Raw genomic sequence first — 18124 nt, forward strand, 5'->3', positions numbered from 1 at the left:
GGGCAAGGGCACCGAGGCGAAGGAGGACAGCCCATGACCGCGCCCTCCGACCGGCCTCACATGCTGCCCGAGGAGTTCGAGGAGGTCGCGCGCCTGGCGGCCAGGACGGCCGAAGGCCTGCGGCTCGAGTTCATCAACGGAAAGCCCGGGGTCAAACCGGTACCCGACGGCGACCACGGCCGCATCGTCCAGTGGCTGATGCGGATCTGCATCCAGGCGCGGCCCGACCTGTGGCTGCACGGCCAGGGCCTGAAGGTGCAGTCGTACCGGGTCGGCCACGCACGGCCCGACGGCACCCTCGCACCGGCGGACGCCTTCGTCGGGCAGGGCGAGTGGGCCACGGCCGAACAGGTGCTCATGGTGGTCGAGGTCACCTCCTACGACTCGGACACCGACCGGCGAGACCGGGTCGAGAAGCCGCGCGCCTACGCCGAGACCGGCATCCCCGTGTACCTGCTGATCGACCGGGACAGCTGCGAGGTGACCGTCCACAGCGACCCCGACGGCGTCCGCTACGAGCGCACCCTCACCGTGCCCTTCGGCAGGGAGGTGGCGATCCCCGAGCCGGTGGCCGTCACGCTCGACACCGAACCGCTGACGGCCTGGGTCCGCTGACGGTCCGGCACCGGCGAGTGCCGGGCCCGCTGCCGGAGGTACGGGTGACGGCTGCCCGGGGCCGGGTGTTCGGCCGCCGGTTCCGTTCAGCCGGCGCCGGTCGGGCAGGTGCGGCGGGTGGCGCGGAGCAGGTCGCGGGCGCGCGCGACGCCGCGGCGGTTGCGTTCCAGGGCGGCCTCGTCGGGGAGGGCTGCGGGTGTGGCGGGCCGGGGCTCCGGGGGCGTCTGCTGCCCGGGAGCGGCGGCGGGCTCCGGGGGCATGGTGCGCTGGAGGCGGTTGCGCAGCAGGCCCTGCGGGGAGCGGACGGGGTCGGGGAGGTCGGCGAGGAGCGTGTGCCGGAGCCGGTGCGGCCTGGCGTCGCGGGCCAGCCATTCGGCGGCGAGCGGTGCGAGGCCGAGGGCCTCGCGGACGCCGAGACGCAGCCGCGGATCGCGCTCCGCGAGTTCGAAGATCAGCCGGGCGGCCCGCCCGGTGGCTTCGTCCGGCGGATCGTCGGACGCGGCCGGTGCGGCGGGGGGTGAGGTGTTCGCCCTGGTCTTGGTAGTGGGTGAAGTGCCGAGCCGCTGACTGCCCTGCGCACCGAGTGCCGGGTTTCGACGTGCAGTCTTCCCTGCGGCGGCGGCAGGATCCCCGGCGGCGGTGCGGTCCGCGGGGGCGGCGCCCTGCCAGGCTGCGGCGATCTCCGCCGGGTCGGTGAGCGGTACGGAGGTGACCATCACGTCGCTGGACCAGGTGCCCTTGGTGGGGTGCTGCTTCCTGCGGACGTGCAGGTAGCCCTCCTCGATCAGCTGGGTGCGGGCCCGGGAGACGGCCGTGCGCCCCTCCGGCATGCGCCGACCGATCGTCAGAACGGTGTCGATGCTGCCGGGCGGCAGCGACAGCGCCCACAGCAGCAGGGTTTTGGCGGTGCCCCTCAGACACGGGTGCCGGACGATGTCGTGGGATGCCCGGACATAGCGCGCGGGCGCGGTAAACTGGACGTGCATGTGGAGGTTCTGCTCCTGTGCCGTGCCCCGGGGTGTTCCAGCACCGCCGGGGTCAACCGTTTTCTGTAGCCGGACGGTAGCACGGCGTGACGACTTCTCGCACGGTCGGTCACGGAAGCTCGCTCGTCAGTGTTCTGACGCTCCGTCGCGCTGGGCGTAGCGGGCGGGCGGGGTGCCGGTCGCGGCGGTGAAGTCGCGGGTGAGGTGGGCCTGGTCGGCGTAGCCGAGGTCGGCGGCGAGGGCCGCCCAGTCGATGTCCGCGCCGCTGTCCGCGCGGCGGGCGGCCTCGTGCAGCCGGGCCCGCCGCAGCACCCACTTCGGGGAGGCGCCCACGTACTCGGCGAACAGTCGCTGCAACTGCCGGACGCCGATGCCGAACTCCGCGGCCACCTCGTCGACCCGGTGCGGGCCGGGGGAGGAGGTGATCCGGTCGACGACGGCGGCGGCCCGGTCGGCCGCCGGGTCCGGCTCGGGCAGACGGGGCGTCAGGAAGGCGTCGGCTAGGGCGGCGAGGCGGTCCGGGTCGGCGGGGGTGCGGAGCACCTCCTCGTTCATGCGGTCGGCCTGGGCGCCGAAGAAGTCCGCGGCGGGGAGCGAACGGTCGGCGAGCGCGGACACCGGGCGGCCGGCGAACGGACGGAAGGCACCCGGCCGGAACTTCACCCCGAGCACGTGCCCGGCGCCCTCCAGGCGGCGTACGAAGAGCGTGCGGTCTACGCCGTACACCAGGGCCCGCGGCTCCTCGAAGACCAGGTGCACATGGGGGTGCGAGAGCACCTTCTGCTCGTACGGGGGCCGGCCGCGGCAGTCCCAGCGGACCACCCAGTAGAACTCGACGAAGCGGGCCGGGCCGGGCGCGGGCTCCCGCCGGTCCACCCGGATCAGCGAGGCGGCCCGGTCGGGGTGCAGCACCCCGCGTCCGAGGTCCGGTTCGGTCATGGCGGCCAGGGTAGCCGCGGCCGGGCGGGGCGTCGCGTTTCTTCAAGACGGCCGCCCGGGCCGCCGCACAGGATCGGTGCATGAACGCTCACCACCTCCACCCCCGGATGGTCCGTGCCGCCGCCGAGGCCGCCAGGATCGCCCGCGGCGTCCGCCCCGAGCAGCTGGACGGGCCCACGCCCTGCGCCGAGTTCGACACCCGGGCGCTGGTCAACCACTGGGTGCTGTACACCTCCCACGGCCTGGAGCACCGTGCCCGCCGCACCGAACTGCCGCAGGATCTCGTCGCCCGGGACTTCACCGCAGACACCGCCTGGGCCGAGGCCTACGCCGAGCAGCTGGACCGGGCCGTACGGGCCTGGTCCGACCCGGCCGCCTGGGAGGGCGACGTCGACCTCGGCGGCACGCCCGTGCCGGCCGTCTCCATCGCCGGGATGATCGTCAAGGAGATGGTGGTGCACGGCTGGGACGTCGCCCGCGCCACCGGCGGCGAGGTCGACATCCCGGACGACCTCGCCGAGTTCGTCCTCACCGTGGTCGAGGAGAACGCCGGGCTCTACCGCCGGTACGGCGGCTTCGCCGACCCGGTGCCCGTCCCGGCCGACGCCCCCGCCCTGCACCGTGCGCTCGCCGCCTCCGGCCGCGACCCGCACTGGGCCCCGAAGTCCTGAAGGCTCAGCCCGCGTCGGCGTGCCGCAGGATGCGGGCGACGTCGTGGACGTGGTGGTGGCCGTCGTGCGCGTTGTTGCGGGCGATGTCCTCGGCGCGCTGCTCCCCGCGGGTGGCGTGTTGCAGGACGGTGCCCCCGGCGAGCGCGGCGGTCACCGACGCCGTCCACGCCCCGACCGCGTGGTCCAGCGACCAGAGGGCGGCGGCGGGCGCGATCTCCAGGTAGCGGCGGCCCTGCGCGACCAGGTCCGGGTCGTAGCCGCCCACCTCGACCGCCCCGGCCAGCCGGGCCCCGGCGAGGCGCTCGGCCCAGATCCGCAGGTTGTCGGCGACGTGGCTGACGTACGCCGCGGGCGTCCACGCCAGCCCGGGGTGGCGTTCCCGCCCCGTCCGCCCGTCCAGCAGCGCCCGGAAACGGGCCGGCAGCCCGCCGACGACCACCACCGCCTCCGCACCCGTCGCCGTCCACCCGAACCCGCACGCGCCGCACGGGTCCCCGTACAGAGCCGCTCCCCATTTCTCCATGCCGGGCACTCTAGTCCCACGTGTTCGAGCGCCACCTCGTCGCTGTGCGAAGCGAGTTGACATTCGATCCTGCGCGATGTGTCATGTCACCTCAAATCGAACGCCGGCGCGAAGGGGGCGCTTCATGAGGCTCAAGAGACTGGCACGGGTGGGTCTGGCCCTGGCCGCGAGCGCGATCATGCTTGCCGGGATGGAGGGTTCCGCCTCCGCGAGCGGGCTCAACGTGACCGTCAGCAAGAGCTGGGGCACTTCGACGTTCTACCCGGACGGCGACTGGCTCTACATCACCGACACCTCCGCCGACGGCTACTCGGTGCACGCCAAGATCCAGCAGCTGGGCTGTGCCAACGTCGCCTGCGACGGGCTCGTCTGGCGGGACATCCGCACCGGTTGCTACGACACCACCAGCATCGGCGACAACGGCACCGAGATCCGCCAGTGCAACTACGACATCACCGAGAACGTCACCGTGCGCGTGTGCGAGGCCCGCTACAGCGACGGCACCCGCTACGGCGACTGGTACTGCAGCAACGAGACCAAGTCCTGATTCCGGACGGCTCCACGCCCACGGGCCCGGGCCGGGCTTCGAGCACCGGCTTCCGGCCGGCGCCGGCGGGCTCCCCCGGGCTGACCGGGAGCCCCGCCGCCCGGGGCGGCCGGGCGTCAGCCTGCGGTGTTGAGGGTCTCGCTGACGGCGGCGGACTGCTCGTCCATCTGGGCCCTGATGGTCTGCAGTTCGTTCTTGTGGTCGGCCATCATGGCGTGCTGGCGGTCCACCTCGGCGGCGAACCAGATGCCCACCACGTTGCCCTGCTGCTTGCAGGCGACGTCGGCCTCGGCGGTCTTCTGCTCGTCGCGACCCGGGCCCTCCCCCGCGAAGGCCGGATCGTTGACGGCGTCCATCGGGGCCGCGTAGCGGAACCCCTTGCCGAGCATGCACGCGGACCAGCCGCGGAAGGCCTCCTGTACGGCCGGGACCTTCCGGGACTCGTCGAAGCTCTTGGCGTCGATCTCGTGCACCAGCGCCGCCTCGCCGAGGAAGGCGGCACGGCCGGACAGCTTCTTGTGCATCTCGCCCGTGCAGCCGCCGGCCGGGACGGTCTTCGAGCCGTGGGGCGCGGGCGTGGCGTCGTCCTCGCCGGGCGTGCCGTTGCCCCGCAGGACGAGCTTGTACCCCGGATCGGTGTTCTCCGGCCTGGGGCCGGCGGTGGCGGCCGGCAGGTAGCCGGGGTTGGCCGGGCCGAAGTGGTAGCCGGTGGTCTTCGCCTGCTGCGCGCTGGTGACCCCGTACCGCATCTGGGTGAGGGTGGCCGGGGTGCTCCGCGGTGCGACCGGGTCGTCCGAGAGGGCGAGCCCGTAGCGGTGCATGCACTGGTCGACCAGTTTCTGTGCGGCGCGGTCGAGTTGGAGCTTGGCCTGCGGTGTGAGCAGGTAGTCGGAGACGGGCAGGTGCAGGTCGATGCTGTCCGCCACGGTCGGCGTGGCCGCCGGGGCGGGGGTCGCGGCGGCGTCGGCGGAGCCCGAGCAGCCGGTGGCCGAGGCGAGGACGGCCGCCGCACCCAGGGCGGCCGCCAGGGCGGTCGGGAGGCGGGACGGACCGGGCATGCCTGGAGGCTCCTCGTGGGATGTGCTGGTGGTTGCACGGCGTCCGGGCGGGCGCCGGAACCGGGTACGGGGCACGGCAGTTGCGGCCGGCCTGGTGCAGGCGCGGCCGGTGCCGGCCGGGGAGCGGGCCCGGCCGGCCGGTGGCGATCAGCCGAACCGCAGCGAGGCGTTCTCGTTGCAGGTGCTGACGAGGCGTGCCTGGCCGGTGCCCGGGGCGAGCCGGTCGGAGGCACCGGCGTGGTTGGAGTTGTGCACGAGCAGGCGTCCGTACAGCTCCTGGTCGATGCCGTCGGGGGTGCGGCTGGTGAGCGGCGCGGCGGCGGGCCCGGAGGCGAGCAGTGCCCTGCCCAGCGCGGGGCTGCGCCGGGCGGCGGCGGCAACGGCGTCGAGGAGCTCGTCGGCGGGAGCCTGGGCCGGGTCGAGCAGGTTGGTCACCGTGCCGGGCCCGATCACCCGCAGCGGCAGCCCGCGCGGCCGGACGAGGAACGTGCCGTCCGGCAGCCGCCGTTCGGGCTGCAGCGGCAGCCGTGCGGTCGGCAGCCGCCAGACGGTGCCCAGGCCGCGGGCGGCCGCCGCCGCGGCCATCCCGCGGTCCGGCGCGGGGCCGTCCGAGACCAGCAGCGCGCCGGGCTCGACGGAGCGCAACAGCGTTGCCGGTGCGCCGGCTTCGTCCCAGAGTGCGTCGAGGATCTCACCGGTGGCGCAGTCCACCAGCCCGGCGACGGGCAGGCGGGGTGCGGGGCCGGTGCGTTCGGTCGGCGCCGTGCGGTGCTCGGTCAGCAGCCGCAGCGGGCGGCCCCGCCACTGCGGGTCGGCGGCGCGCGGGACGGCGGCGCTCGGTCGCGGGGCGGTTCTGAACAACTCCTCGAGGGGGCCGCTGCCGAGGCGCTCCCTGGCCTGGAAGATGGCGGCCTTTCCCGCGGCCGGTCCGGGCTGGCTCAGTCCGGCCTGCCGCAGGCCGCCTTCGAGGCGGCGCATCACGTCGAGGTACGGGTCGGGCGAGAACAGCGCCATGCCGAGGACGAAGTAGACCATCCGCCGGGCCGGGAGCAGCCGGCGCTGGCGTTCGGTGCGGCCGCAGGAGGCGATCACTGCGTCGACGAGTTCCGGCGGGTAGGTGCGGACCAGCAGGTCCACCGCGGCGGCGTCGGCAGCACGGCTGCTTCCGGTGGTGTCGTCGGTCAAGGGCTTCCCCGGTGGTGAGGCGGTCTGGTCGGGGCCGCGCCCGGTGCGGCGTCGGACGCGGCCCCTGACGAAGCCTCACCTCCGGGCGTAGCTCCGGCGTAGCGCCGGGGTAGCGTGTGCACAACAGGCCTCCCGGCATGCTGTGGATATGTCCATGTCATGTATGTTTTGTACGTCTCCGTGATCAGATCCACGCGATCTGTTCACGAGGTGAAGGAACACCGGGCGCGACCCGGAAGTTTCTCGAACGACTGTCGACCCGTCAGCTGAGGAGACCTTGTGGCCCGCAAACCGCGCCCCGTCGATCCGGCGGACGGCCCCATACAGGCCTTCGCCCACGACCTGCGCATCGTCAGGGAGCGGGCCGGCAACCCCACATACCGCGTCCTGGCCGAGCGCGCGGGCTTCGGCGCCACCACACTCAGCGACGCGGCGGGCGGCGTCCGGCTGCCCAGCCTGGAGGTCACCCAGGCGTACGTCGGTGCCTGCGGCGGCGACGTCGAGGAGTGGACGCGGCGCTGGCACGAGGCCGACCGGAAGCTGGCCGCCCCGGCCGCCGGGCCCGCTGCTGCCGGGCCCGGTGCGGTGGAGACCGGTGCCGTGGAGCCCGCCGTCCGGCCCGGGGCCGTCGAGACCGTTGCCGCGCCCGCCCGTACGGAGAGGGCAGCCGACGCGCCCGCAGGCAGCGGGCCGTACGAGGCCCGTCCCGGGGGCGACTTAGGCGATGCCGCAGGGGTGGCGGTCGACACCTCAGTCGATCTCGTGGAGCCGCCCGCGACCCTGCTCACCCGCCGCTGGCCGGCCCGCTGGACAACGGCCGGCACCGTGGCCCTACTGGCCCTCACCGCCGTCATCGCCCTGGTCGCCCTGCGGTCGGCCTCCTCGGACCACGGCAACGCCCGCACGGCCGCGGCAGCGCCGACCGGCGTCGGCTGCCCGGCCCCCGCCGCATCGCCCGGCCTCTTCGGCGGCGAGACCTACAACGCCGTCACCCGCCTCCGCGCCGGTGCCAGCCTCGCCGCGGACGTGGTCGCCCAGGTGCCCTCCGGCTGCAAACTCGCCTTCACCGGCTACTGCCTGGGGGACGTCGTCGTCGACGCCACCTCGGGCTCGCCCGACATCCGGTGGTTCCGCATCGCGACCGGCGGCTACGTCTCCTCCGCCGTCGTCCACGGCAATCCGCCCGCCGGCACCCAGCCCGTCGACTGTCCGGACGGCATCGCCCCGCCCTCCTCGATCACCCTCACCGCCGGCGTCCGGACCGGCGAACCCGGCACCCTCGAACTCCGCGCCACCGGCGACCACGTGGCGATCGTCGGCTACGCCGCCTACTTCCCCCGCGCGGGCAGCTCCACCCCGCAGTGGCAGCAACTCGGCGTCACCTCCGAGTCGGCCGCCGGCTTCACCGTGGCCTGGAAGCCCGGCGCACCCGCCGAGGGCGGGGGAGCCGGCATCCCCGTGGTGGCCGTCGCCTGCCTCGGCGGCGACGGGCCGACCGCCGTCGCCGACTCGCGCCTCGTCGCCCGCAACGGCATCGCCACCGCGATGACGGGGTCGGAACTCTCCGAGACGGAGCTGACCCGCGCCCGCAAGGCCGCCTGTCGCTACCCCGACCTCAAGCAGGGCTGACCGGGCCCGCAGGGGCGCGTTCGCCAGGTGAACGCACGCTGGTGGTCGATCGGGGTCGACCGGTTGCCCTGGTGCACCTGCGGTGTCGGTGGTGGCGCAACGGGGACGCTACGGGGGTTTCGGAGGATGCGGGAGGTGCAGGCGGGCGGAGACTCCCCGCGGCCGGTGCCGCGTCCGCCCGTACCTCCGCCTCACGAGGAGTCCGGTGAAACCCATGCTCGTTCTGCGCCGGATAGCCCCCGTGGCCGCCGCCGCAGCCCTCGCTCTCGGCCTGACGGCCTTCGCCCCGGCGCCGCAGGCCACCGCCTCCGCCACCACCCCGAAGGCCGTCGCGACAGCGTCCGCCGCAGCCTCCGACGCGGCCAGGCTGGCGGCCGCCAACGTCGGCCGTACGGCCGGCACCTGCGCCAACACCCCGACCAGGAACACCCTGGGCGGTGACCAGTTCGAGCACAGCTGTGCCGGCTACGCGGGTGTGCCGGAGTACTGGTGCGCCGACTTCGCGATCTGGGCCTGGCGCAACTCGGGCCTGTCGGTGGCCGGTCTGGACGCCTCGGCGGTGAGCTTCCGCACGTACGGCCAGAACCACGGCACCCTGCACACCGCGGCCTCGTACGTCCCGCAGCCGGGCGACGCCGTCATCTACGGCACCGGCAGCGGCTCGGGCACCGTCATCCACCATGTCGCGATCGTGACTTCGGTCGGTGCGGACGGCTCGGTGGTGACCGCCAACGGCGACTGGAACGGCGACCCGAACGCGGTCGGCGAGGTGGCGTTCGCGAAGAGCTCCTCCGTGGTCTCGGTGACGATCCCGGCCGCCCAGCGAGCGGTCGGCAGCGTGCCGAGCACGGTCGACCCCGCCGACGGCTACCGGATCGACGGCTACATCAGCCCGGTGGCGGCGTCCACGGCCAACCCGTACACCCCGACCCAGGTCTGCGGCCCGGGCTTCGGCGTGATCGATTCGCACTCGCTCGGCGGCGCGACCGCCTACCTGCTGTACGAGGCCGCGAGTGGACGCAACTGCGTGGTGACCCTAGCGACTTCCCCCACCGGGGCGGTGCCGATGAACGCCACCCTCGAGGTGCAGGGCGGGGGCTCGGCGTCCAATCCGGGCAACTTCACCTACTACGCCGGGCCGGTGACCCTCCCGGCGGCCGCGAGCTGCGTCGACTGGGGCGGCTCGTACAACGGCACCACCTGGACCAGCGGTTGGAGCCACTGCGGCTGACCGCCGCCGTCGCCGGAATTGATTGACCGGTGCCCCGGCCGAGCCCGGACGGGGCTCCGGTCAATTCCCCGCAGCCCGCCGCCCGAACGCCGGAGGAGCAGCCAGTGAACGGAGTTGATTGGCCATCGCCGGACGGACTCCCCGGCCAACCGCTTCCCGCATAGAAATCGGAGTGCGGCGCCGGGGGGCGCCGCAACGCTGTGGTGTGGGGAGTGGGGATGGAGTTCGGGATCCTGGGGCCGCTGACGGTGCGGGACGGTGCGGGCGACCGCACCGTCCCGGCGGCCAAGCAGCGCGTCCTGCTGGCGGCACTGCTCGTCCGGCGGGGGCAGGTGGTGCCGGCCGGGGTGCTGGCGGACACCGTCTGGGACGGCCGGCCGCCGCGCTCCGCGCCCACCACCCTGCGCACCTACGTGATGCGCCTGCGCAAGGCGCTCGGCGAGGCCGGGCCGCGGATCGGCACCGAGGCCGGCGGCTACTGCATCGACGTGGCCGCCGAGGAGTTCGACGCCGACCGCTTCACCGCGCTGCGCGACCTCGGCCACCAGGCCCTGCGCCGGGGCGAGGCCGAGGAGGCCGCCGCCCGCTACGACGAGGCACTGGGCCTGTGGCGCGGCCCGGCCCTGGTCGACGTCCCCTCCGACACCCTGCGGCGCGCGGAGTCCGACCGGCTCGCCGAGGCCCGGCTGGACGTCCTGGAGGCCCGGCTCGACGCCGGGCTCACCCTCGGCCGGCACACCGAACTCCTGGGGGAGCTGCGCAGGCTGACCGCAGCCCATCCCGAACGCGAACGGTTCTGGGCCCAGTTGATGACCGCCCTGTACCGCGGCGGCCGCCAGTCCGAGGCGCTCGCCGTCTACGGCGAGGTCCGCCGCATCCTCGCCACCGAACTCGGCGTCGACCCGGGCGCCGAACTGCGCACCGTGCACCGCAGCATCCTGCGCGCCGACCCGGACCTGGACGGGCCCGAGCGGCCCGCCCGGGCCCGTACGGTGGTGGCGGCCCGCACCGCCCTGGTGACGCCCTTCCAACTTCCGCCCGGCCTGACCGACTTCACCGGACGCGCCGCGCACACCGCCGACCTCGCCGGGCGGCTCTCCGCCCACCGGCACTCGCCGCTGATCGCCGTGGTGTCCGGGCAGCCCGGCGCGGGCAAGAGCGCCCTCGTCCAGCACACCGCACACGCCGCCCGCGATGCCCACCCGGACGGCACCCTCTACGCCGACTTGCGGGGCGACCGGCACCGGCCCGCCGACCCGCGCGCCGTCCTGGGCAGCTTCCTGCTCACCCTGGGCATCCCGGCCGCGGCCGTTCCGGCCGGCACCGAGGAGCGGACCGCGCTCTACCGCTCGCTGCTCGCCGGCCGCCGGATGCTCGTGGTCCTGGACGACGCCCGGGACAGCCTCCAGGTCCGCCCGCTGCTGCCGGCCGACCCGCAGAACGCCGCCCTGGTCACCGCACGCAACCGCCTCCCCGACCTGGACGGCGCGCACCCCGTCCACCTCGGGCCGCTGCCCGAGGACGAGGCCCGGCAGTTCCTCACCAGGCTCGTGGGCCCGGCCAGGGCGGCCGCCGAACCACAGGCCCTCGCCGAACTCGCCGCTGCCTGCGGGGGGCTGCCGCTGGCCCTGCGGATCTGCGGGGTCCGGCTCGCGGCCCGGCCCTCCTGGACGGTCCGGCACCTCGCCGACCGGCTCGCCGACGAAGAACGCGCGCTCGACGAGCTCAGCCTCGGCAGCCTCGACGTACGGGCCGCCTTCGCCGCCGGCATCGAGACGCTCGACGCCCCCGCCGCCCGCGCCTTCCGACTGCTCGCACTCGCCCCGAGCCCGACCGTCGGGCTCGCCGTCGCGTCCCGGATGCTGGGCGAGCCCCCGGCCTGCGCCGAACGGACCCTCGAACGCCTCGCCGACGCAGGTCTGCTGACGGCGCGTGAGCCCGGCCGCTACCGCTACGAGCCGCTGCTGCGGGCCTGGGCCCGGGAACTCGCCCAGTACCGCCCGGCCCTCCCCACCGCACCGGCCGCCCTCCACCGCCCCGCCACCCGCCGGGCCGCCCTGGTCGGCTGACGCCACCGCCCACGCCGGGGGCGAACCACAAGGGGGCGCGGCCTTTCAGTGCGTTGCGGGGGCGAAGGTCCGGCGGAGTTCGCGCTTGAGGACCTTCATGCTGGGGCCGAGGGGCAGTTCGGCGACGATCTCGACCTGACGCGGGTACTTGTGGCGGCCGAGCCGCTCCGCCGCCCACGCGACGATCTCCTCCGGGGAGGGCGGTGCGGCCGGGTCCGCCGGGACGACCACCGCACAGACCTCCTCGCCGTGCAGTGGGTGCGGCAGCCCGATCACCGCGACCTGGGCGACGGCCGGGTGCCGCATCAGCACGTCCTCGACCTCGCTGGGGTACACGTTGAAGCCGCCGCGGATGACCACGTCCTTGGTGCGGTCGACGATGGTGAGGAAGCCGTCCTCGTCGAGGGTGCCGAGGTCGCCGGTGCGGAACCAGCCGTCGACCATCGCCTCGGCGGTGGCCTCGGGCAGGCCGTGGTAGCCGGCGAAGACGTTGTGGCCGCGGACGACGATCTCGCCGATCTCCCCGGTGGGCAGCAGCTCCAGGTGAGAGGTGCCGGGGCGGGCGATCTCGACCTCGACGCCCCAGATCCGGTGCCCGACGGTGCCGGCGCGGCGGCCGAAGTGCGGCTGGTTGACCGCGGCGGTGGGCGAGGTCTCGGAGAGCCCGTACCCCTCGAAGACGGGCGCGCCGAGGTGTTCCTCGACGCCTTCCAGGACGGCCAGCGGCAGTGCGGCGCCGCCGGAGACGCACATCCGCAGGGCGAGGTCCTCCGGCCGGCGGCGGGCGGCCGTGTCGACCAGGGCGACGAACATGGTCGGCACACCGTGGAAGACGGTGGCCCGGTGGCGGGCCATCAGGTCGAGGGCCCGTTCCGGCTGGAAGCGGCCCATCAGGACGAGGGTGGCGCCGACCCGGAAGGTGGTGTTCATCGCGACCGTCTGCCCGTAGGCGTGGAACAGCGGGAGGCAGCCGAGCACCACGTCGTCGGGGGTGACGTCGTTGGCGTCGAAGGCGTTGACGACGGCGTTCATCACCAGGTTGAGCTGGGTGAGCACGGCGCCCTTCGGCCGGCCGGTGGTGCCGCTGGTGTAGAGGAGCACCGCCGGGTCCTCGGGCCGACGGCCGACGTAGGTGCGCAGCGGCTCGGCCGCGGTGTCCTCCAGCCGGGGCAGCACGCCCTGCCAGCCCGGGTCGGCGTCCGCCGCGGGGCCGGCCGGCCCGGGGCGCGCCGGTTCGGGGGCGCCGACGCCGACGGCGGGGATGCCGGCCAGCCAGGCGGCCTCGGCGCCGGGCCCGGTGAGCGAGTGGTCGACGAGCAGCAGCCGCGCCCCGCTGTCCTGCAGGACGAAGGACGCCTCCGTGGGGGTGAGCAGCAGGTGGACGGGGACGGCGACGGCCCCGGCGGCGAGGATGCCGTAGTAGGCGCGGGGGAAGTCCACCGTGTTGGGGACCATCAGCGCGACCCGGTCGCCGGGGCGGACACCGAGTGCACCGAGCGCGGCGCCGCGGGCGAGTGCGTCGGCCCACAGCTCGGCGTACGTCAGGTGGAGCGGGCCGTCGATCACGGCGGTGCGGTCGGGGTGCCTGCGGGCGGCCTCGGCGAGGACACAGGCGAGGGAGAGCGACACGTGCGGGCTCTTTCGTCGGAGTCGGGAGCGGGGGCGGCCGGGCCGTCGGCCCGGCCGCCCGGCTGATCAGCCCTTGGGCAGCGGGTAGCCGCGGGTGGCCGCGACCTCGTGGGCGGGTTCGAGGATCGCCAGGCCGCCGGTGGCCTGCTTGGACGGCTTGAGGATGAAGGAGGCGTACGCCGACGGCTTGGCGGCGTCGGTGAAGTCCAGCGGCACGTCCAGGATGTTCAGGGCCTTCTGGCTGCGGTGGGCGGCCTCGATGCCCTCCCGGGTGAGGTCCTTGGCGGCGCAGGCGTCGGTGAGCGCCTCGGCCGCGACCTGGGCGGACACCCAGCCGCTGACCACGCCGCTGTCGACCGGCGCGCCCGGGTACTTGGCCTGGTAGTCCTGCACCAGCTGACGCATCCGCGGGGTGTCGGCGCTCGGCGCCGGGTAGCCGCTGACCAGGAAGAGCATCTTCTCCAGGGCGGGGGCGGCCGCGCTGTCGAGCAGCTGCGGGGCGAAGCCCGGAGCGCTGCTCACCACCGGCACGGTCAGCCCCTGGGCGGCGGCCAGGCCGACCAGGGAGGCGGTCTGCTTGGGTCCGGCGCTGACCAGGATCGCCTTGACCCCGGCCTGCTTGAGGGCGGTGACCTGGGCGCCGAGGTCGGTGTCGGTGGCCTTGATCTTCTGCTCGACGATGCTGTAGCCCTGCTGCTGCGCCGCGTACTTGGCGCCGGTGAGGGCGTTCTCGCCGTACTCGCCCTCGAAGTAGACGTGGCCGATCTTGTCGCCGGAGGCGAGGCCGGCCTTGCGGGTCAGGAAGTCGACCGCGCTGACCATGTCGATGTCGTAGGTGGGGCCGACGACCTGGACGTAGTCCTGGCCGAGCAGGGTGGACGACCAGCCGAGCGGCAGGGTGAGGATCTTCTTGTCGTTGATGTCCTGCCGGAGCGCTGCGACCACCGGGGAGCCGATGACCTGGGTGAGCATCGCCGAGCCCGGCTCGACCTCGGCGAAGGCGGCGACACCCTTCTGCACGTCGTAGCCGTGGTCCTTGACCTTGATCTCGATCTTCCGGCCGCAGATGCCGCCGATCTTGTTGGTCTGCTCGACCCACATCTGCTGGGCGTTCACGATGCTCTTGCCGAGGGAGGCGTAGACCCCGCTGAGGTCGGTGAGCGCGCCGAGGGTGATGGTGGTCTCGGTGACGCCGGGGCCCATCCTGACGTCGTCCTTGCCGACCCGCTCGGAGGAGGTGCCGCCCTTGGTGCTGCAGGCGGTCGCGGTCAGCACGAGGACGGCGAGGGCGGCGGCGGTTCTGAGTGCTCTGCTGCTGTTCACGGGGTCGGCTCCTTGCCGTGCGAGGGGTGGGTGGCGGTGCGGGAGACGGATGTGGGGATCGGTGCAGCGGGGACGGGCGCGGCGGCCGGTGCGGCGGTCGGGCGGACGCGGCGGACCAGGCCGGCCAGTCCGCCGGGGGCGAGGGCGAGGATCAGGACGATCGCGGCGCCGTACAGGTAGCGGGCGGCCTCGCCGGGGGTGGCGCCGAAGCCGTCCGTGCCGGCCGGGGCGATCAGCGGCAGCCGGTCCGCGTACACGGTGAGGACCTGGGGCAGCAGCGAGACCAGGACGGCCGCCGCGGCCGCGCCGCCGACCGAGCCGAGCCCGCCGATGACGATCATCGCGAGGTAGTCGATGGACAGCGCGAGCCCGAAGTGGTCGGGCACCACGCGCTTGAAGACCAGGGCGGTGAGCGCGCCGGCCGCACCGGCGTACAGGCAGGAGACGACGAACGCGGCGCAGCGGTACCGGGCGACCGGCACCCCCATCACGGCCGCGGCCGTCCCGCTGTCCCGGAGTGCCGCCAACGCCCGCCCCTGGCGGCCGCGGTGGAGGTTGTGGGCGGTGTACAGGCCGATCGCGACCAGCGCGAGGCCGAAGTACCAGAGCCGCTCGACGCCGCCGAACGGCACCCCGAGCACGGCCAGTCCGCGCGGCGAGGAGTCGCTGAAGGAGAACCCGAACAGCGTCATCGGCTCCACCGCCCGGCCGTTGAAACCGCCGGTCACCGAACGGGAGTTGACCATGACGTGCTGGCCGAGGAAGACCAGCGCGATGGTGGCCACGCCGAGGTACATGCCGCGCAGCCGCCCGGCGATCGGGCTGAACAGGCCGCCCGCGCCGCCGGCCAGCGCCACCGCGAGGACGAAGGCGAGCACCGGCGGCAGTCCGAGGCCGCCGAGCCGGCCCGAGCCGCTGCCGCCCGACCCGCCGGAGAGCCACACGTAGCCGTAGGCGCCGACGGCGAGGAAGAAGGAGTGGCCGAGCGAGAGCTGTCCGGCGGTGCCGGTGAGCAGGTTGAGCCCGATCGCGCCGAGCACGGCGGCCATCGCGAACAGGCCGCTCTGCAGCCAGAACCCGTCCGCGTAGAAGGGCAGGGCGAGCAGCACCAGGACGCCGGCGGCGGCCGCGGCGCGGCGCTTCGACAGGAGGTCAGACACGGGTCGACTCCTTCGATCCGAAGAGTCCGGCCGGCCGCACCAGCAGCACCAGGATCATCACCAGGTACGGGGCGATGCCGGGCAGGCCCTCGCCGAGTGCGCCGAGGGAGTCCTGGTAGCCGGCGGCGAGTGCGCCGGCCAGGCCGATGGCGAGGCTGCCGGCGAGTGCGCCGACGGCCGAGTCCATGCCGCCGAGGATCGCCGCGGGGAAGGCGGCGAGGGCCAGTTGGCCGGTGGAGCGGTCCAGGCCGGGGGAGGGGAAGGCGGCGAGGAAGACCGCGGCGACGGCGGCCAGTGCGCCGGCCGTGCACCAGGCGATCAGCCGCACCCGGCCGAGCCGGACGCCCATCAGGGCGGCGGCCTCCTCGTCGGAGGAGGCGGCGCGCATCGCCAGCCCCCAGCGGGACCACCGGAAGGCAGCGAAGAACAGGCCGATCAGGGTGACGGAGACGGCGATCCCGGCGAGCCGGGCCTCGGCGACGTGCACCCCGCCGAGCCGGACGACCTCCGAGCCCCACGGGTCGCCGGTGCCCAGGTAGTCGGCGCCGATGCCGCGGGCCAGCGCGGTGACCAGCACCAGGTCGACGCCGATGGTGAGGATGGTCGCGACGTGCGCCCCCTCGCCGCGCACTCCGCGGGCGGAGAGCAGGTGGAGCAGCCCGGAGGCGGTCCCGGCGACGGCCGCGCCGACCAGTACGGCGAGCGGGAAGCCGAGCGCGGAGTGCGTCGCGGTGACCGTCCAGCCGCCGAGCAGCAGGACGGAGCCGTGCGCGAAGTTCATCACCCCGGAGGCCTTGAAGACGACGACGAAGCCCAGCGCGACGAGGGCGTAGACCGACCCGAGGGCGATGCCGTCGAGCAGGGTCTCGGCAAGTCTGGTCATACGGGTTCCTCCTGTCCGAGGTAGGCGCGGACGACGGCCGGGTCCTGCTGGACGGCCTCGGGGGTGCCGTCCGCGATCCGGCGGCCGAAGTCGAGGACGGTGACGGCGTCGGCGAGCCGCATGACCATCCCCATGTCGTGCTCGACCAGCAGGATCGAGATGCCGAGGGCCTCGCGGATCGCGGCGACGGTGTCGGCCATCGCGAGCCGCTCGGTGGGGTTCATGCCGGCGACGGGTTCGTCGAGCAGCAGCAGCCCGGGCTCGGTGCACAGTGCCCGGGCGATCTCGACCCGCTTGCGGACGCCGTACGGCAGCGGGCCGACCGGCCGGTCGAAGTACGGGCCGAGGCCGAGGAAGTCGGCGATCTCCGCGGCCCTGGCCCGGTGCCGCCGCTGCTCCCGGACGGCCGAGGGCAGCCCGAGCGCGGTGGCGGCGAACCCGGCCCGGGTGAGCCGGTGCCGGCCGAGCATCAGGTTCTCGGCGACGGTGCCCGCGGTGAGCACGATGTTCTGGAAGGTACGGGCGATGCCCAGCCCGGTGATCGCGTGCGGGGCCAGCGCGGTGAGCTCCCGGCCGCCGTACTCGACGCTGCCGGAGGCCGCCCGGTACACCCCGGAGAGCACGTTGAAGCAGGTCGACTTGCCGGCGCCGTTCGGGCCGATCAGCGCGTGCACGGTGCCCGGTTCGACGGTGAACGACACGTCGTCCAGCGCGGTCAGGCCGGCGAACCGGACGGTGACGTTCCGGACGGCGAGCCGGGCCGCCGGGGCCGTCATGCCGTCCACCTGCGCAGGGCCAAGACCGGCGGCGCGGTGTGCGGCTGCCCGGTCTCCTCCTCGGCGGCGCCGAGGTACAGCCGGCGCACCTCGTCGCTGGCGGCCAGCTCCTCCGGGGTGCCCTCCAGCCGTACCCGGCCGTTCTCCAGGACGAACGCCCGGTGCGCCACGGACAGCGCCATGGCGGCGTTCTGCTCGACCAGCAGCACCGAGGTGCCCTGCTCGTTGATCTCCCGGACGATCGCGCCGATCCTCGCCACCATGCGCGGGGCGAGGCCCAGCGAGGGCTCGTCCAGCAGCAGGACGCGCGGGTCGGCCATCAGCGCCCGGCCGATGGCGAGCATCTGCTGCTCGCCGCCGGACATCAGGCCGGCCCGCTGGCGGCGGCGCTCGGCCAGCACCGGCAGCAGGGCGAAGACCCGGTCGCGCGCCTCCCGGCGGCTCGCGGCCCCCTGGCGGCCCCGGCCGAGTTCGCCGGCGCGGAGGTTCTCCTCGACCGTCAGGTCGGCGAACACCCTCCTGCCTTCGGGTACTTGGACGACGCCGGCGCGGACGGCCCGGGCCGGGTCGTCGGTCAGGCCCTGGTCGCCGACGGCGATCGAACCGGCCGTGACCGCGCCCCTGTGCAGGGCGAGCGTGCCGGACACGGCGCGCAGCAGGGTGCTCTTGCCGGCCCCGTTGGCGCCGAGGACGGCGACGATCCGTCCGGCCGGGAGGTCCAGCGAGACCCCGCGGAGCGCCTCGACGGCGCGTCCGTAGGCGACGTGCAAGTGCTCGATCGTGAGCGAACCGAACCGCTCGGGTGGACTCATGGTGCTCCTTGCGTCCGAGCGCGGACCGGCGTACGGCGGGCCGCGGCCGCTCGGGAGGGTGGGAAGCACGGGGGACGCTGGTGTCCGC

At 74.6% G+C, this 18124-nt stretch carries 17 protein-coding genes; 6 read left to right on the plus strand and 11 right to left on the minus strand.

From position 1 onward, the window contains the following. The first annotated feature begins 33 nt into the window (after positions 1 to 33). Positions 34 to 615 carry a Uma2 family endonuclease gene (locus ACQ614_RS27220; protein WP_431681368.1) on the plus strand — a complete coding sequence of 194 codons (582 nt, stop codon included), beginning with the start codon at positions 34 to 36 and terminating at the stop codon, positions 613 to 615. A gap of 86 nt (positions 616 to 701) precedes the next feature. Here ACQ614_RS27220 and ACQ614_RS27225 read toward each other — a convergent pair whose 3' ends face one another. Both ACQ614_RS27225 and ACQ614_RS27230 read right to left on the minus strand, forming a co-directional pair. After that, on the minus strand, positions 702 to 1601 hold the full coding sequence (locus ACQ614_RS27225; RefSeq protein ID WP_431681369.1) for a hypothetical protein: 900 nt from the start codon (positions 1599 to 1601) through the stop codon (positions 702 to 704). A gap of 126 nt (positions 1602 to 1727) precedes the next feature. After that, positions 1728 to 2540, minus strand: a complete 813-nt coding sequence (locus tag ACQ614_RS27230; RefSeq protein WP_431681370.1) for an AraC family transcriptional regulator — start codon at positions 2538 to 2540, stop codon at positions 1728 to 1730. Positions 2541 to 2620: 80 nt separating this feature from the next. Between ACQ614_RS27230 and ACQ614_RS27235 the strand changes: the two genes are divergently transcribed. Continuing rightward, a complete protein-coding gene (locus ACQ614_RS27235; RefSeq protein WP_431681371.1) occupies positions 2621 to 3211 on the plus strand; it encodes a TIGR03086 family metal-binding protein in 591 nt (196 codons plus the stop codon). Between the two features lie 4 nt (positions 3212 to 3215). Here ACQ614_RS27235 and ACQ614_RS27240 read toward each other — a convergent pair whose 3' ends face one another. Further along, the gene (locus ACQ614_RS27240; RefSeq protein ID WP_431681372.1) at positions 3216 to 3734 is read right to left on the minus strand and encodes a hypothetical protein; all 519 of its coding nucleotides are present in this window, start codon (positions 3732 to 3734) and stop codon (positions 3216 to 3218) included. A gap of 124 nt (positions 3735 to 3858) precedes the next feature. Between ACQ614_RS27240 and ACQ614_RS27245 the strand changes: the two genes are divergently transcribed. Further along, on the plus strand, positions 3859 to 4281 hold the full coding sequence (locus tag ACQ614_RS27245) for a hypothetical protein (RefSeq protein WP_431681373.1): 423 nt from the start codon (positions 3859 to 3861) through the stop codon (positions 4279 to 4281). Between the two features lie 116 nt (positions 4282 to 4397). On the opposite strand, the gene ACQ614_RS27250 is transcribed toward ACQ614_RS27245, so the two are convergent. Together ACQ614_RS27250 and ACQ614_RS27255 are read right to left on the minus strand one after the other, a co-directional pair. Beyond that, complete coding sequence (locus ACQ614_RS27250; protein WP_431681374.1) at positions 4398 to 5339, minus strand: hypothetical protein; 942 nt, start codon at positions 5337 to 5339, stop codon at positions 4398 to 4400. A 147-nt stretch (positions 5340 to 5486) separates the two neighbouring features. Continuing rightward, positions 5487 to 6524, minus strand: coding sequence for a transposase domain-containing protein (locus ACQ614_RS27255; RefSeq protein WP_431681375.1), 1038 nt, complete (start codon positions 6522 to 6524; stop codon positions 5487 to 5489). Between the two features lie 279 nt (positions 6525 to 6803). On the opposite strand from ACQ614_RS27255, the gene ACQ614_RS27260 reads away from it, so the two are divergent. From ACQ614_RS27260 to ACQ614_RS27270, 3 genes are all read left to right on the plus strand, one after another. Next, complete coding sequence (locus ACQ614_RS27260; RefSeq protein ID WP_431681376.1) at positions 6804 to 8153, plus strand: helix-turn-helix domain-containing protein; 1350 nt, start codon at positions 6804 to 6806, stop codon at positions 8151 to 8153. Positions 8154 to 8367: 214 nt separating this feature from the next. Next, positions 8368 to 9384 (plus strand): CHAP domain-containing protein, encoded by a 1017-nt coding sequence (locus ACQ614_RS27265; RefSeq protein WP_431681377.1) that lies wholly within the window; start codon positions 8368 to 8370, stop codon positions 9382 to 9384. Positions 9385 to 9602: 218 nt separating this feature from the next. Next, the gene (locus ACQ614_RS27270; RefSeq protein ID WP_431681378.1) at positions 9603 to 11453 is read left to right on the plus strand and encodes a BTAD domain-containing putative transcriptional regulator; all 1851 of its coding nucleotides are present in this window, start codon (positions 9603 to 9605) and stop codon (positions 11451 to 11453) included. A gap of 45 nt (positions 11454 to 11498) precedes the next feature. On the opposite strand, the gene ACQ614_RS27275 is transcribed toward ACQ614_RS27270, so the two are convergent. The 6 genes from ACQ614_RS27275 to ACQ614_RS27300 all read right to left on the minus strand — a co-directional run bounded on the left by ACQ614_RS27275 (position 11499) and on the right by ACQ614_RS27300 (position 18036). Continuing rightward, a complete protein-coding gene (locus tag ACQ614_RS27275; RefSeq protein ID WP_431681379.1) occupies positions 11499 to 13082 on the minus strand; it encodes a long-chain-fatty-acid--CoA ligase in 1584 nt (527 codons plus the stop codon). 66 nt (positions 13083 to 13148) lie between these two features. Next, entirely contained in the window at positions 13149 to 14405 is a 1257-nt protein-coding gene (locus tag ACQ614_RS27280) for an ABC transporter substrate-binding protein (protein WP_431681380.1), read from the minus strand. Then, complete coding sequence (locus ACQ614_RS27285; protein WP_431681381.1) at positions 14402 to 15565, minus strand: branched-chain amino acid ABC transporter permease; 1164 nt, start codon at positions 15563 to 15565, stop codon at positions 14402 to 14404. Before ACQ614_RS27285 ends, ACQ614_RS27280 begins: the two co-directional genes overlap by 4 nt. Then, a complete protein-coding gene (locus ACQ614_RS27290) occupies positions 15558 to 16448 on the minus strand; it encodes a branched-chain amino acid ABC transporter permease (RefSeq protein ID WP_431681382.1) in 891 nt (296 codons plus the stop codon). The genes ACQ614_RS27285 and ACQ614_RS27290 overlap by 8 nt, the downstream gene beginning before the upstream one ends. Further along, complete coding sequence (locus ACQ614_RS27295) at positions 16445 to 17224, minus strand: ABC transporter ATP-binding protein (RefSeq protein ID WP_431681383.1); 780 nt, start codon at positions 17222 to 17224, stop codon at positions 16445 to 16447. Before ACQ614_RS27295 ends, ACQ614_RS27290 begins: the two co-directional genes overlap by 4 nt. After that, a complete protein-coding gene (locus ACQ614_RS27300; RefSeq protein ID WP_431681384.1) occupies positions 17221 to 18036 on the minus strand; it encodes an ABC transporter ATP-binding protein in 816 nt (271 codons plus the stop codon). Before ACQ614_RS27300 ends, ACQ614_RS27295 begins: the two co-directional genes overlap by 4 nt. Positions 18037 to 18124 lie beyond the last annotated feature (88 nt).

The organism is Kitasatospora dryopteridis, from assembly GCF_050749075.1.
In the GTDB taxonomy this organism is placed as follows: domain Bacteria; phylum Actinomycetota; class Actinomycetes; order Streptomycetales; family Streptomycetaceae; genus Kitasatospora.